This is a genomic window from Mesorhizobium sp. M0698 (assembly GCF_040320455.1).
Lineage (GTDB): Bacteria > Pseudomonadota > Alphaproteobacteria > Rhizobiales > Rhizobiaceae > Mesorhizobium.
Window position 1 is genome coordinate 136,420 of the sequence record NZ_JAMYPQ010000015.1, and the last position, 14,381, is coordinate 150,800.

Consider the following 14,381-nt stretch of genomic DNA (forward strand, 5'->3'; position numbering starts at 1 on the left):
GCTCGGCGGTCAGGCTCGTTCGTCGACCGCCGCACGCCACGAGCGCGCGTAGTTCGCCCAACTCGGATCGGCCGACGGTTCGGTCCTTTCGCCTCTGCCTTGCGGTGTCCCCTGGTCCGACGCCAGCAAGGCGGCGCCGATGCTGGTGCCTGTCGCAGCCCCGGAGGCAATGACGGCGCGCGCCGCCGCCGCAGCCAGCATGCGGGTGAACAGCCGGTTGCGGGCGAAGGGTCCTTCGACGATGGTGGGACCGTCCGCGCCGATCAGGTCGAGGCAGGTCGCGGTCATCAGCGCCAGGTAGAACGAGATGGCGACAAAGCGCTGGCCGACGCTCATACCGTCCGCGTTAAGCCATGATGCGGTATGATGCGGAAACGGCCCCGAACCCTGTTGGGTCGAGGGCAATAGGGACGTCTTGCGCGCCAGCACCGTGGCAACATCGTCTTCCGTCCAGTTCTCCGATTGGCCCTCGGTCAGCACGGAAAACTCGCGGCCACCCATGAAGCGCGCCGACGGCACGGGATCGCCGAGCGCGTTGACATTGACCAGCGTATCGCGTGCCGGGTCGAGCGCGATCTTGTTGCCTCCGACTGCCATCGACACCACCCAGGTGCCGGTCGAGACCACGGAGAAAGGCGGTCTGTCGGACAGGAGATGCGGCAGCAGCGAGGCGTTGGAATCGTGCAGGCCGCAAAACACCGGCGTTTGCGAGTCGAGCCCGGTCCGTGTCGCAAGCGCGGGCAGGATCGGCCCGAGGCGGTCCTTCGCCGGCCGTACCGGCGCCATTAGCCGGCGCCATTCCAGCCGGTCGACCAGCGACGAAAAATCCGCTTTCCACGGGTTCCACAGATCGGTGTGGCAGCCGAGCGAAGTCGCCTCGCTGGCGGCGACGCCGGTCAGGCGCAAGGCCCAGTATTGCGGATACATCAGGATCGCGGCGGTTCTGGCGAAATCCGCCGGAAAGCGCTTCTGCTGCCAGAACAGCTGCGCGCCGAGATTGAGGCCGGCCGGCAGGCGCGGCGTGCCGGTCTCGGAGAACGCCGGACGGATCGTGTCATAGTCCCCGGCAAGGGCATCCGGCCCGTCGAATTCGTAGTCGAGCACCGGCAGCGCCAGTTCGCCTGATGCGTCGACCAGCACGCCCGTTGCGCCATGGGTGGTGATCGATATCGCACCGATGCGCTGCTCGCGATCGATCTCGGCCAGGCTGCCAAGGATAAACGCCCATAACCGCTCGACGTCATGGTGCGGGTATGGGCCTTGCCGAACCGGCTCGTTCACCATCCTGCGCAGCGCGACTTCGCTTGCTGCGGCAAGATCGACCAGCGCCACCTTGGCGTTGGTCTTGCCGATATCGATGACGGCGACGTGGCGGGTCATTCCATATGGAACATTGTTTCCAGCGGCACCGCCACCGGCTCGTTGTTCGGCTTGGTCTCCATGATGTCCGCCATCTCGGCCCACCAACGCTGCATCACCGGATGCTTCGGCAATTCGTCCATGCCATGGTCGTCACGGCGCCACAGCACGCCGAACAAGGTGTTGGTCTCTTCGTCGAGATGGATCGAGTAATCGGAGATACCGGCCTGCTTGAGCAGCGCGACCAGCGACGGCCAGATCTCGTCGTGGCGCCTCTTGTATTCGGCCTTCATGCCCGGATTGAGCTTCATCTTGAACGCGTATTTCTCCGGCATCAGGCAAAGCGCTCCCGCCGCACGCGCCGCCACAGGATCGGCAGCGCGATGACGATGATCAGCAGCAGGCCGATGAAGATCGACATAACGATCCCCGGCACGTTGAGCAGGCCGAGGCCGAAGGTCACCAGTCCCATGATGAAGGCGGCCAGCACCACACCCAGAATGCTGCCGGCGCCGCCCAGGATGCTGACGCCGCCGAGCACCACCATGGTGATGACTTCCAGCTCGTAGCCCTGTGCGATGGACGGCCGGGTCGAGCCGAGCCGCGATGTGATCAGCACCGAGGCGATGCCCGCCATCAGGCCGGTCAGGCAAAACAGGATGAATTTGATACGGCCGACGCGTACGCCGGAAAACTGCGCCGCGACCGGGTTGTTACCGATGGCAAAGACCCGGCGGCCGAAGCTCGTCCGGTGCAGAAGGAACCAGTAGACGACTGCCGCGATCAGGAAAAGCGTCAGTTCGAACGACACCACCCACCAGACATAGCCCTGGCCGAAGAAGGCGAAGCTCGCGGGATAGCCCTTGTAGGCCTGGTCGCCGAGGATGATGAAGGCAATGCCGCGAAACAGGCTCATCGTGCCGATGGTGACGACGATCGACGGCAAGCCGAGCCTGGTGACGAGCAGTCCGTTGAAGGCGCCGCAGCCGAGCCCGACGACGAGGCCGATTGCCACCAGTTCAGGCATGCCGGCGCCGGCCTGCACCGCCATACCCATCATTGTTGACGCCAGCGCGATGATGGCGGCCACCGACAGGTCGATTTCGCCGGAGATGATCAGCAGCGCCATGGCCAGCGCGATCAGCGCCTTTTCCGTGAAGTTGAAGGTCAGGTCCGACAACGACCACGCGTCGAGGAAGTAGGGCGAGGCAAAGCTGTTGACGGCAAAGATGGCAACCGCCACGACGACCAGCAGCGCCTCCCATGAGAAGATCGCCGACGTCAGCGGCTTGTCGAGCCGGTCGGGAATATGGCGTGGGGCAGGGGTGTCGGTCATGCCGCTTCCGCCTTCTTGAGGATGATGCGGCCTTGCCGGCGTTCGCCGCGCGCGTTGAGCACCACGGCCAGGATGATGGCGCTGCCTGAAATCGCCATCTGCCAGAAGGGTGAAATGTTGATCACCGGCAGCGCGTTGGAGATGATGCCGAGGAACAGCGCGCCGAGCACCGCGCCGCCGACCGAGCCGATGCCGCCGGCGATCGAAATGCCGCCGATGACGCAGGCGGCGATGATGTTGAGCTCATAGCCGTTGGCGACCTCGACCGAGGCGATGACGTAGCGCGAGATCCAGAGATAGCCACAGAGGCCGCCGATCATCCCCGAAATGCAGAAGACGATGAATTTCGTCCGGCCGACATCGATGCCGGCATAGACCGATGCGGTCGGGTTGACGCCGATGGCATAGATCGAGCGGCCGAGCGCGGTGCGCGTCATCACGAGGAAGAACAGCGCAATAACCAGCAGGGCGATCCACGACAGTACCGGAATGCCGAGGAAAGCCGCGCGCTGCAACCCGATGAAATCAGCGCTCATCTGGTCGGCGTTGACCCAGGCGCCGCCTGAAATGACGAACGTGGCGCCGCGGTAGATGGTGAGGGTGCCGAGCGTTACCACGATCGAGGGAATGTTCAGCCGCCATACCAGCAGGCCGTTGATGGCGCCGAGCACCAGGCCGACCAGCAGTGCGATGACGATCAGCAGCGGGATCGGGATCGCCGGATGCGCGGCGTTCAGCATTGCCACCACCATGCCGGTGAAGCAGAGATTTGAAGCCATCGACAGGTCGATCGAGCGGGTCAGGATGACGACCATCTGGCCGAGCGCCAGGATCATCAGGATCGACGTGTCGTTGAACACCTGGCGCAGGTTGGCCGGATCGGCAAAACCTGGAAACCGCGTGGAGATCAGCCCGATCAGCACGACGATTGCCGCCAGCAGCCAGACCTCGCGATATTTGAGAAGAGCCTTCATGCCGCGATCCCCGCTGCCGTCCTGACCAAGGTTTCGGCGTCGAGCCCTTTATTGTCGTAGACCTCGGCAATGCGGCCCTCGCGCATAACGACGACGCGGTCCGACATGCCGAGGATTTCCGGCAATTCGGACGACACCATGATCACCGACAGGCCTTGCGCGACGAGCTCGGCCATGAAGCCGTGCACGGCCGCCTTCGAGCCGATGTCGATGCCCTTGGTCGGCTCGTCCAGGATGATCACCTTGGGCGCGGTCGCCAGCCATTTGGCGATGACGATCTTCTGCTGGTTGCCGCCCGACAGCGTGCCGACGTCCTGGCTGAGCGAGGAGGCGCGCAGATCGAGCCGCTCGGTGTAGGAGCGGGCCAGCGCGAACTCTTCGGCCAGCCGCAATATGCCGGATTTGGATGTCTGTTTGAGCGATGGCAGCGAGACATTCTGGAAGATCGGCAGGCCGATCACCACGCCTTGCTTGCCGCGCTCCTCCGGCACATAGACGATGCCGGCGTCGATCGAATCCGCCGCCGATTTCGGCGCGATTGCCTTACCCTCCAGCGTGATCGTGCCGCCGCTGGTGCGGGTGATGCCTGATATCGCCTGCATCACCTCGCTGCGCCCGGCGCCGACAAGGCCGTAGAAGCCGAGGATTTCGCCCCTGTGCAGCTCGAAGCCTATGTCGTCGAACTCGGTCGGGTGCGACAGGCCGGAGACGGCCAGCACCGGCGCGCCGATCTCGGCCTTGCGCTGCGGAAAGATGTGATCGACCGAGCGGCCGACCATCATGCGCACGATCTGGCTCTGGCCGGCGTCCTTGATCAGGCCTTCGCCGACCATCTCGCCGTCGCGGAACACGGTATAGCGGTCGGCGATGCGGTAGATCTCATCGAATTTGTGGCTGATGAACAGGATCGCCTTGCCGTCGCTCTTGAGGAATTCGATCAGCAGGAAAAGCTCTTCGATCTCCTTCATCGAAAGCGCTGCCGTCGGCTCGTCCATGATGACGATCCGCGCGTCGATGGACATGGCGCGGGCAACCGCGACCAGGTGCTTGTTGGCAATGCCGAGATCCTTCAGCCTGGCGTCGGCGTCGATATGGCCGGCGCCCATCGTGTCGAGCACCTCGCGGGCATTCTTGCGCATGGTGCGCCAGTCGATGGTTTTGAAACGCGTGCGCGGCGCATGGCCGAGGAAGATGTTTTCGGCCACCGTCAGGTCGTCGAACAGCACGGTTTCCTGGTGGATGGCGGTGATGCCGTGCCCGAACGCGGCGTGGGCGCTGGGCAGTGTGACCGGCTGGCCGTCGATGCTGATCGTGCCAGCATCCGGCTGGTAGATGCCGGTCATGATCTTGACCAGCGTCGACTTGCCGGCACCGTTTTCGCCGATCAGCGCGGTTACCTGGCCGGGATAGAGCAACAGGCCGACATTGTGCAGCGCCCGCACGCCGGGAAAGCTTTTCGAGATGCCGGACAGCGTCAGGCGCGGTCCGGATGACAAAGGCGCTTCATTTGCCACTTCGTGCTGGGCTGTCGTGTCCATAATCGTATCAGGCCCTGTAGCAAGGTTCGTTTGAAAGCGCGGCGGAACCTGAGCCCCGCCGCACCGTTTCGAAGGTTCCAGGATCAATAGATCTTGGAGAACTTTTCGATGTTCGACTTGTCGAACTGGAATGGCGGAGCCATCGCAGCCGAGTTGGTGTCGTCGAGCGTGACCTTGCCGACGCGGCCGATCGACAGCGTAGCACCGGGCTTGGCCTCTTCCTTCTTCACCGCCAGGTCGTGGGCGAGGTAGACGGCGGAGTAGCCGAGATCGATCGGGTTCCACAGCGCAACCGCCTGGCTGGCGCCATTGTCGATGAACTTTTTGAACTCCGACGGCAGCGCCAGGCCGGTGACGTTGACCTTGCCGATCAGGCCCTCGTCGGTCACCACCTGCGCGGCGGCAACGACGCCGACCGTGGTCGGTGCGATGATCGCCTTGAGGTTCGGATAGGACTTCAGCAGGCCCTTGGCTTCGTCCGTGCTCTTGGCCGAGTCGTCGTCGCCATAGACGGTGGCGACGAGCTTGATCTTGGGGAACTTCTCCGGCAGCACCTTCTTGGCCGCGTCGATCCAGGCATTCTGGTTGGTCGCGGTCGAAGAAGCCGACAGGATGGCGACATCGCCGCCTTCCGGCAGGTAGTCGGCGGCCAGCTTGATGATGGTCTCACCGATCAGGTTGGTATCGGAGGGGTTGAGGTGAAGCTGGCGTCCTTCCGGCGCGACGCCTGAATCCCACGAGATGACGGTAATGCCGCGCTGCATCGCCTTCTTCAGCACTGGCACCAGCGCGTCGGCGTCGTTCGCCGAAATGGCGATGGCATTGACCTTCTGGGCGATCAGCGAATTGACCACTTCGATCTGCGCTTCGGCGGTCGCCTTGGTCGGGCCGGTGTAGATGATGTCGACATCGCCGAGCTCCTTGGCCGCCTCTTCGGCGCCCTTGTTGGCGGCGTCGAAGAAGCCGTTGCCGAGCGACTTCACCACCAGCGCGATCTTGACGTTTTCGGCGTAGGCGGCATTCACGAACATGGCGGCGGAGAACGCCGCCGTAACCATCAATTTCTTCAGAAAGCTCATCGAATATCCTCCCTTGAGCGTTGCATTCCATCGCCGCTGCGGGCGTGAGTGGTTCTCAGGCCTGCAGCGAAGATTCTTCCTTGTTGGTTGCCGTTGTGCGGGCGATGATCAGCGTCACGCCGGCGGTCTCCAGCATCTTGGCTTCGCGATCCTCGATGGCGTCGTCGGTGATCACCGTGGCGATGCGCGACAGGCCGCACAGGATCAGGCTCGAGCGTTTGCGGAACTTCGAGGAATCGACCAGCACCACCAATTCGTCTGCCTGGTCGATCAGTTTCTGCTCGGCCTGGATCAGCAGCGGGTCGCCTTCCATAAGACCGAGCGGCCCCAGCCCTTGCGCGCCCATGAACATGCGGCGCGCGTAGAAATTGCGCGTCACGTCATTGTCGAACGGCGACAGGATGATGTTCTGCTCGCGGTAGATGGTGCCGCCCGACAGCATCACCGTGTTCTTGGAGTGCCTGAGCAAGTGCTCCGCGATCGGGAAGGAATTGGTGAAGATCGGCATGCGGCGGCCGGTCAGGAAATGCACCATCTGGAAGGTGGTGGTGCCGCCATTGATGATGATCGGCTCGCCGTCCTTGCACAGATCCACGGCTTCCCGCGCGATTGCCCGCTTCTGCGAAGCGTTGATGGTCTCGTTGACGGAAAAGGGCCGGCCGGCAAGGCCGATGAACTGCGGCGGCGAAAGCGCCTCGGCGCCGCCGCGCACCCGGCGCAGCCGTTTTTGCACATGCAATGCCGCGATGTCGCGCCGGATCGTCGCCTCCGACGACTCCGTCAGGTCGACCATCTCCTGCACCGTCACCACAGGCTTTTCCTGGACGGCGGACAGAATGATCCTGTGGCGCTCTTTCTCGTGCATGGTTCCTCCCTGCCGGAGCATCTAGTCACCCAAAGCGCGCAGTGTCAATCATTTCCGATCAGATAATTTCATTGTGCAATGCAATATGACTGATATTGATCGTTTGTGATTGACAAGGCCGCCGCTTGCGTAGAAATTCGTACAAAAGGGACCCGCGCCGTTTGCGTGTCCCAAAGGGAGGATACCTATGCTCGACAAGCGCTCCGGCACGCGCCTCGCCAATCTTTGGGATGACGCAAAAGCGCAAGCAATGAGCGAGCCCGAACGTCTGGTCTATCGCTCGAATGTTCTTGGCTCCGACAAGCGCGTCACCAACTATGGCGGCGGCAACACCTCCTCCAAGATCTGGCAAAACGATCCGCTCACCGGCGAGAGCGTGGAAGTGCTGTGGGTCAAGGGCTCGGGCGGCGACAGCGCCTCGATCAAGCTCGACGGCTTCGCCACGCTCTACATGGACAAATTGCGCGCGCTGAAAGGTCTCTATCGCGGCCTCGAACATGAAGACGAGATGGTCGGCTATCTGCCCCATTGCACCTTCAACCTCAACCCGCGCGCGGCTTCCATCGACACGCCGCTGCATGCCTTCGTGCCGAAGCCCTATGTCGACCATATGCATCCCGATGCCATCATCGCCATTGCCGCCGCCAAGGATTCGCAGGCGCTGACCAAGGAAATCTTCGGCGACACGATCGGCTGGCTGCCATGGAAACGTCCGGGCTTCGAGCTCGGCCTATGGCTGGAGAAATTCTGCCGCGAAAACCCCGAAGCCAAGGGTGTCGTACTGGCCAGTCATGGCCTGTTCAGCTGGGGCGACACGCCGAAGGAATGCTACGAGACGACGATCTCGGTGATCAACCAGGCGATCGACTGGTTCGAGCGCAAGAGCCATGGCAAGCCGATTTTCGGCGGCGAAGTCGTCAAATCCCTCGATGCGCCTGCGCGTCGCGCCGTGGCCGCAAAACTGATGCCGAGGATCCGTGGCCTGATCTCGGAGAACAGCCACAAGCTCGGCCATTTCGACGATTCCCCTGCCGTGCTCGAATTCGTCAATTCCAGGGATTTGCGGCCGCTGGCGGCACTCGGCACGTCCTGCCCGGACCACTTCCTGCGCACCAAGATCCGGCCGCTGGTCATCGAGTTCGACCCCCAAAATCCCGACGTCGATGCCGTCATTGCCCGTCTTGCCGATGATGTGGCGGAGTATCGCGTCGGCTATCAGGCCTATTATGACCGCTGCAAGCACGCTGACTCGCCTCCGGTGCGCGACCCTAACGCGGTGGTCTATCTGATGCCGGGCGTCGGCATGTTCACCTTCGCCGGCGACAAGGCGACGGCGCGCATTTCGGGCGAATTCTACGTCAACGCCATCAACGTCATGCGCGGCGCCTCGACGGTCTCGACCTATGTCGGCCTGCCCGACCAGGAAGCCTTCGACATCGAATACTGGCTGCTCGAAGAGGCAAAGCTGCAGCGCCTGCCGAAACCAAAGGCTCTTGCCGGCCAGATTGCGCTGGTCACCGGCGGCGCCGGCGGCATCGGCCGGGCCACCGCCAACCGGCTGCTGCGCGAGGGCGCGTGCGTCGTGCTGGCCGATATCGACGAAGCAGCCCTTGCCAGCGCCAATGACGAGCTTGCCAAGGCCTATGGCAAGGATTTCGTGCGGCCCGTAGTCATCAACGTCACGTCCGAGGATCAGGTGATCTCCGGCTTTGCCGAAACGGCGGTCGAATTCGGCGGCATCGATATTCTGGTCTCCAATGCCGGCCTGGCCTCCTCGGCGCCGATCGAGGACACCACGCTGACGCTGTGGAACAAGAACATGGACATCCTGTCGACCGGCTATTTCCTGGTTTCGCGGGAGGCGTTCCGGCTGTTTCGGGCGCAGAAGATCGGCGGCAACGTCGTCTTCGTCGCCTCCAAGAATGGGCTTGCCGCATCGCCAAACGCCGCCGCCTATTGCACTGCCAAGGCCGCCGAAATCCATCTGGCACGCTGCCTGGCGCTGGAAGGCGCGGAAGCGCAGATCAGGGTCAATGTCGTCAACCCCGACGCTGTGCTGCGCGGCTCGAAGATCTGGACCGGCGAATGGAAGGAACAGCGCGCCGCCGCCTACAAGATGTCGACCGACGATCTCGAGGAGCACTACCGCTCGCGTTCGATGCTGAAGCGGTCGGTGTTCCCCGAAGACATCGCCGAGGCGATCTATTTCTTCGCCTCCGATATGTCGGCCAAATCGACCGGCAACATCATCAACGTCGACGCCGGCAACGCACAGAGCTTTACGCGATAAGCAGTCGTTTGAGGGTTGGCGCCGACGCCGGAGCTTTACCCTTCTCCCCGTCACCATACGGGGAGAAGGTGCCGGCAGGCGGATGAGGGGCAGCGCCAACCGAACGCATTTGGGAGGAAACTTTAGTGTCCGAAACCATCATCTCCGCCGATGTTGTCGAGAAAGACAATGCCGCGCGCAACGCCAATCTCAAGCGCGACTACGAGTCTCTCGGCGAGCGCCTCGACCGCCGCGGCATCGCCATCGACGCCATCCGCGACAAGGTCGAGAAATTCGCCGTCGCCATCCCGTCCTGGGGCGTCGGCACCGGCGGCACCCGCTTTGCCCGCTTTCCCGGCGCCGGAGAGCCGCGTGACATTTTCGACAAGATCGAGGACTGCGCCGTCATCCGGCAATTGACGCAGGCGACGCCGACCGTCTCGCTGCATATTCCCTGGGACAAGGCCGATCCGAACCGGCTGAAGCAGGCGGCATCCCGCTTCGGCCTCGGCTTCGACGCCATCAACTCCAACACCTTCTCCGACGCCAGGGACCAAAAACTTTCCTATAAATTCGGCTCGCTGTCGCATGCCGATGCAGCAACACGCCGGCAGGCGGTCGAGCACAATCTCGAATGCATCGAGATCGGCAGGACGCTGGGCTCCAAAGCGCTGACGGTATGGATCGGTGACGGCTCGAACTTTCCCGGCCAGGTCAATTTCGCCAAGGCATTCGAGCGCTATCTCGACGCGATGAAGGAGATCTATGCCGGACTGCCGGACGGCTGGAAACTGTTCACCGAGCACAAGATGTACGAGCCGGCCTTCTATTCGACCGTCGTGCAGGATTGGGGCACCAACTACATCATCGCCAAAGAGCTTGGCGACAAGGCGTTCTGTCTGGTCGACCTTGGCCATCACGCCCCCAACGTCAACATCGAGATGATCGTGTCGCGACTGATCCAGTTCAAGAAACTTGGCGGCTTCCATTTCAACGATTCGAAATACGGCGACGACGATCTCGACGCCGGCTCGATCGATCCCTACCGGCTGTTCCTCGTCTTCAATGAACTGGTCGATGCCGAGCTTTCAGGTGCAGAAGGGTTCGATCCGGCTCACATGCTCGACCAGAGCCACAACGTCACCGACCCGATCGAAAGCCTGATGCTGTCGGCAATTGAGGTGCAGCGCGCCTATGCTCAGGCGCTGCTGGTCGACCGCAAGGCGCTCGAAGGTTTCCAGGACGCCAATGACGCGCTGATGGCGACGCAGACGCTGAAGATAGCCTATCGCACCGACGTCGAGCCGATCCTTGCCATGGCGCGGCTGAAGACCGGCGGCGCCATCGATCCGGTCGCCGCCTACCGCGCCGCCGGCTACCGAGCGAAGGTCGCAGCCGAACGGCCGGCGGTGGCGAGCGTCGGCGGCGGGATTGTTTGATGTTGGGGGTGAAAATGAAAAACCCGCCACGAAGGGCGGGTCGTTGGAGCCAATTAGCACCACACTCAAATTAGTAGCATAGCTGCCGGCACAAAGCAAGAACAAAATTGCTGTAACGTGAAAATTCTGGGAGCCGCGATGAAGCGTGGCCTTGTTTCCAACGCTGCGGCGCTCAGAAGTAACGGCATGGATCCTAGGGTCTCCGCGACGTCGCTTCGCTCCTGCTCCGCCCTAGGATGACGAAGGCGTGAGGGCCTACAGCTAATCGCAGATGTTGGGGATTGGCGGCTGATGGCAATGGCAAACGTTGCAGGCTGGCGGCTGCTGGCAAATCGCAAACTTTCGGGATTAGCCGATCCCTCCCTCCCTTCGTCATCCTAGGGCGGAGCAGGAGCGAAGCGACGTAGCGGAGACCCTAGGATCCATGCCGTTGCAGTCGCCGAAGATTGCAACGGCGGTTGCGAGGCGAACCGGCACAGGCGTGCGAACCCTCCCGATTCTTTCGATCTTCGCAGTAGACTCAACCGCTCCAAGCGCGTTTCCTAGGCCTACCCCACGCCTCGGAGTACGGCCATGCACAACACCCGCCGAACCCTAATCGCCGTAAGCCTTTCCCTCACCCTGACCTTCGTACCCTTCCTCGCCTATGCCGCCTCGCCGCAGCCGGCGAAGGGCGAGCACGGCATGGTGGTGACCGCCCAGCACCTTGCGTCTGAGGTCGGCGTCGAGGTGCTGAAGCAGGGCGGCAACGCGGTCGATGCCGCCGTCGCCGTCGGCTATGCGCTGGCCGTGGTCTATCCGACCGCCGGCAATATCGGCGGTGGCGGCTTCATGACCATCCGCTTCAAGGACGGCCGCTCGACCTTCCTCGATTTTCGCGAGCGCGCGCCGCTGGCCGCGACCAAAACCATGTATCTCGACAAGGACGGCAAGCCGGTAAAAGGCGCCAGTCTCGACGGCTATCTGGCGGTCGGCGTGCCGGGCTCGGTCGCTGGTTTCGAAATGGCGCGGGAGAAATACGGCACGCTGTCGCGGCAGGACTTGCTGGCGCCGGCCATCCGCTTTGCCAAAGAAGGCTTCGTGCTGGAGCAGGGCGATGCGGCCTCGCTCCAGGGCGGCGCGGAGCGGTTGGCCAGGGACCCAGCGGCGGCGGCCATTTTCCTCAAGCCGGACGGCAAGCCTTATGCTGTCGGCGAGCGCCTTGTTCAGCCCGATCTCGCGGCTTCGCTTGCCGCCATTTCCGAACGCGGGGCGGATGCCTTCTACAAAGGCGCGACCGCCGACGCCATCGTCAAGGCGAGTGGCGAGAAGGGCGGCATTCTGGCCAGGGCTGATTTCGAAAACTATGCGGTGCGCGAGCTCAAGCCGGCGACCTGCAATTACCGCGGCTACGAGATCATTTCCTCGCCGCCGCCGAGCTCCGGCGGCGTCATCATCTGCGAGATCCTCAACGTGCTTGAGTTCTATCCGTTGTCCTATCTCGGCGCCGGTTCGGCCGAGACGGTTCACGTCATGGTCGAGGCGATGCGCCACGCCTATGTCGACCGCAATTCGGCGCTCGGCGATCCCGGCTTCATCGACAATCCGGTCGCAAAACTGCTCGACAAGAATTACGCCAGGGAAATTCGCGAAAAGATCGATCCGTTCCGGGCCGGCGTCTCGCAGGAATTGATGCCGAAGGGCTTTGGCGAGAGCAACGAGACGACGCATTTTTCGATCATCGACAATGACGGCAATGCCGTCGCGGTAACCTACACGCTGAACGGCTCTTTCGGCGCCGGCGTTGTCGCCGCCGGCACCGGCATCCTGCTCAACAACGAGATGGACGATTTCACCCAGAAACCCGGCGTGCCCAATCTCTATGGCCTCGTCCAGGGCGAGGCGAATGCGATTGCGCCGAAAAAGACGCCGCTGTCGTCGATGAGCCCCACCATCCTCGCCAAAGACGGCAAGCCGTTCATGGTCATCGGCAGCCCCGGCGGTTCACGCATCATCACCATCACGCTGGAGGCGATCGTCAACGTCGTCGATCACGGCATGAACATCCAGGAGGCCATCGACGCACCGCGCATCCATCACCAGTGGCTGCCTGACACGGTCTATATCGAACCCTTCGGCCTGTCGCCCGATACCGAAAAGCTGCTTACCGGCATGGGCTACCGCCTCGATCTTGCCGACACGACCTGGGGCCAGGCGGCCGGCATCCTGGTCGGCGGCAAGAGCCTGGCGGAAATCGAGAAGGGTGGCGGCGCCCGCTACAATGGCGCCATCGACAGCCGCGCCGCAGCCGGCAAGGCTATCGGGTATTAAACCCCAAAAAGTGGGAACCGGTTTTCGGATAAGATCATGGTCAACAAGAAGATTGCGCCTTGCTTCAGGTGACCAGCGCGATCGTCGACGCTATCAGCATCAGCGCCGCGATGCCGACGAACAGGGCGTAGATGCGCGGCCGGTCGAGCAGAAGTGCATTGCCGGATATCCATGCCGCGGTGGCGCCACCAAGCGCGAAAAAGAAGGTGCTGCGGCGCCCGAAGCTCAAGCCGGCAGCCATCAGGCCACCGATGATCAGGGCGCCGAACACGATGATCACGGCGACTGCGTATTTTTCGAAATCGTTGCTGCCGGCGCTCGGGCCGATTGCGTTCAACCTCGACAGATCGTCCGGATCGAACGGGCTGGTCGACCCATATTCGTCTTGACCGACAGGCTCATGCATTATTCGTTCTCCGCAAACCGACAGCAAATCATCAAGCCTCGCCGAGCGCAACCGCTCGCCGAATGTGATCGGCACGGTGTTCAACACTTTCTGGCGGCGGCTTGCCAGAGATTTTTGAATTCGCGCTTGGATCGCCGCCCCGCTGCGCGGCCTGGTCAAGCGCTTTGCCCGAGCTGAATCTTCATGCCGCCCTGGCCAAAGACCGCGTCGCCTGAACGGAAGCCCCAAGCACCGCCTGTGCGGTGTCGGCCTGCCTTTCATCGACATGCGCCAGCACCAGGATCACACCTTGTGCGGCATCCGGCTGGCCTAGCTGCTTGCCGGTACCGGACAATGTGTCGAAAAGTCTGCCGGCAACGCAGCCCAAGGCTGCACCGACGAAGGCCGATGCCAGCCATCCCGCGCCGAGGGGATCGATGCCGGGGATATCAAAGGCGCCGAGGCCGGCCAACAAACCCGCCGCCGCGCCAAGGGCGGCACCGGTGCCTGGACCGCGCAAGACGGCGCCGATTTCGTCATCGTAGGGTCCGATGACACTGATTTCGTGGCGGGCGATCCCTGCCGCCTGAAGTGCTTCGACGGCTCGCGCCGCCTGGTCATGGGAATCAAAAAGTCTGCTGATTGTTCGCATTGAAACTGCCTGTGAGGCCCCCCGGCCCTCGACGGTACGGCGGGTTCCTGCTGAGCGACGACGCCGAGGAACCGCCTAACGCATACGTCGCCCGCCCCACCTATGCCGGCGCCGGGGCGGAACCACCCCCGCATTGACCAGACAGGCTGATATAGACGAGAATACGCCTGGGTGG

General features: G+C 62.8%; 12 protein-coding genes. 3 read left to right on the forward strand and 9 right to left on the reverse strand.

Annotation, left to right across the window (positions count from 1 at the left end):
* Positions 1-9: 9 nt before the first annotated feature.
* The 7 genes from NKI16_RS25190 to NKI16_RS25220 all read right to left on the reverse strand — a co-directional run bounded on the left by NKI16_RS25190 (position 10) and on the right by NKI16_RS25220 (position 7,151).
* Positions 10-1,380 (reverse strand): FGGY-family carbohydrate kinase, encoded by a 1,371-nt coding sequence (locus NKI16_RS25190; RefSeq protein ID WP_352756047.1) that lies wholly within the window; start codon positions 1,378-1,380, stop codon positions 10-12.
* A complete protein-coding gene (gene rhaM / locus NKI16_RS25195; protein ID WP_352635695.1) occupies positions 1,377-1,694 on the reverse strand; it encodes an L-rhamnose mutarotase in 318 nt (105 codons plus the stop codon). The genes NKI16_RS25190 and rhaM overlap by 4 nt, the downstream gene beginning before the upstream one ends.
* A complete protein-coding gene (locus NKI16_RS25200; protein WP_352448661.1) occupies positions 1,694-2,695 on the reverse strand; it encodes an ABC transporter permease in 1,002 nt (333 codons plus the stop codon). Before NKI16_RS25200 ends, rhaM begins: the two co-directional genes overlap by 1 nt.
* Positions 2,692-3,669 carry an ABC transporter permease gene (locus NKI16_RS25205; protein ID WP_352635693.1) on the reverse strand — a complete coding sequence of 326 codons (978 nt, stop codon included), beginning with the start codon at positions 3,667-3,669 and terminating at the stop codon, positions 2,692-2,694. The genes NKI16_RS25200 and NKI16_RS25205 overlap by 4 nt, the downstream gene beginning before the upstream one ends.
* The gene (locus NKI16_RS25210; protein WP_352635691.1) at positions 3,666-5,207 is read right to left on the reverse strand and encodes a sugar ABC transporter ATP-binding protein; all 1,542 of its coding nucleotides are present in this window, start codon (positions 5,205-5,207) and stop codon (positions 3,666-3,668) included. The genes NKI16_RS25205 and NKI16_RS25210 overlap by 4 nt, the downstream gene beginning before the upstream one ends.
* An 83-nt stretch (positions 5,208-5,290) precedes the next feature.
* Positions 5,291-6,286 (reverse strand): rhamnose ABC transporter substrate-binding protein, encoded by a 996-nt coding sequence (rhaS, locus tag NKI16_RS25215; protein WP_352448664.1) that lies wholly within the window; start codon positions 6,284-6,286, stop codon positions 5,291-5,293.
* A 55-nt stretch (positions 6,287-6,341) separates the two neighbouring features.
* Positions 6,342-7,151, reverse strand: coding sequence for a DeoR/GlpR family DNA-binding transcription regulator (locus NKI16_RS25220; protein WP_023677380.1), 810 nt, complete (start codon positions 7,149-7,151; stop codon positions 6,342-6,344).
* A gap of 187 nt (positions 7,152-7,338) precedes the next feature.
* On the opposite strand from NKI16_RS25220, the gene NKI16_RS25225 reads away from it, so the two are divergent.
* The 3 genes from NKI16_RS25225 to ggt all read left to right on the forward strand — a co-directional run bounded on the left by NKI16_RS25225 (position 7,339) and on the right by ggt (position 13,169).
* Positions 7,339-9,441, forward strand: coding sequence for a bifunctional rhamnulose-1-phosphate aldolase/short-chain dehydrogenase (locus tag NKI16_RS25225; RefSeq protein WP_023677381.1), 2,103 nt, complete (start codon positions 7,339-7,341; stop codon positions 9,439-9,441).
* 125 nt (positions 9,442-9,566) lie between these two features.
* Positions 9,567-10,859, forward strand: coding sequence for an L-rhamnose catabolism isomerase (gene rhaI, locus NKI16_RS25230; protein ID WP_023677382.1), 1,293 nt, complete (start codon positions 9,567-9,569; stop codon positions 10,857-10,859).
* Positions 10,860-11,432: 573 nt separating this feature from the next.
* Positions 11,433-13,169 (forward strand): gamma-glutamyltransferase, encoded by a 1,737-nt coding sequence (gene ggt / locus NKI16_RS25235; protein WP_023677383.1) that lies wholly within the window; start codon positions 11,433-11,435, stop codon positions 13,167-13,169.
* Between the two features lie 64 nt (positions 13,170-13,233).
* Here the strand turns inward: ggt and NKI16_RS25240 are convergent, their stop codons facing one another.
* Positions 13,234-13,575, reverse strand: coding sequence for a hypothetical protein (locus NKI16_RS25240; protein WP_292663955.1), 342 nt, complete (start codon positions 13,573-13,575; stop codon positions 13,234-13,236).
* 181 nt (positions 13,576-13,756) lie between these two features.
* A complete protein-coding gene (locus NKI16_RS25245) occupies positions 13,757-14,206 on the reverse strand; it encodes a hypothetical protein (protein ID WP_352572214.1) in 450 nt (149 codons plus the stop codon).
* Between the last annotated feature and the right edge of the window lie 175 nt (positions 14,207-14,381).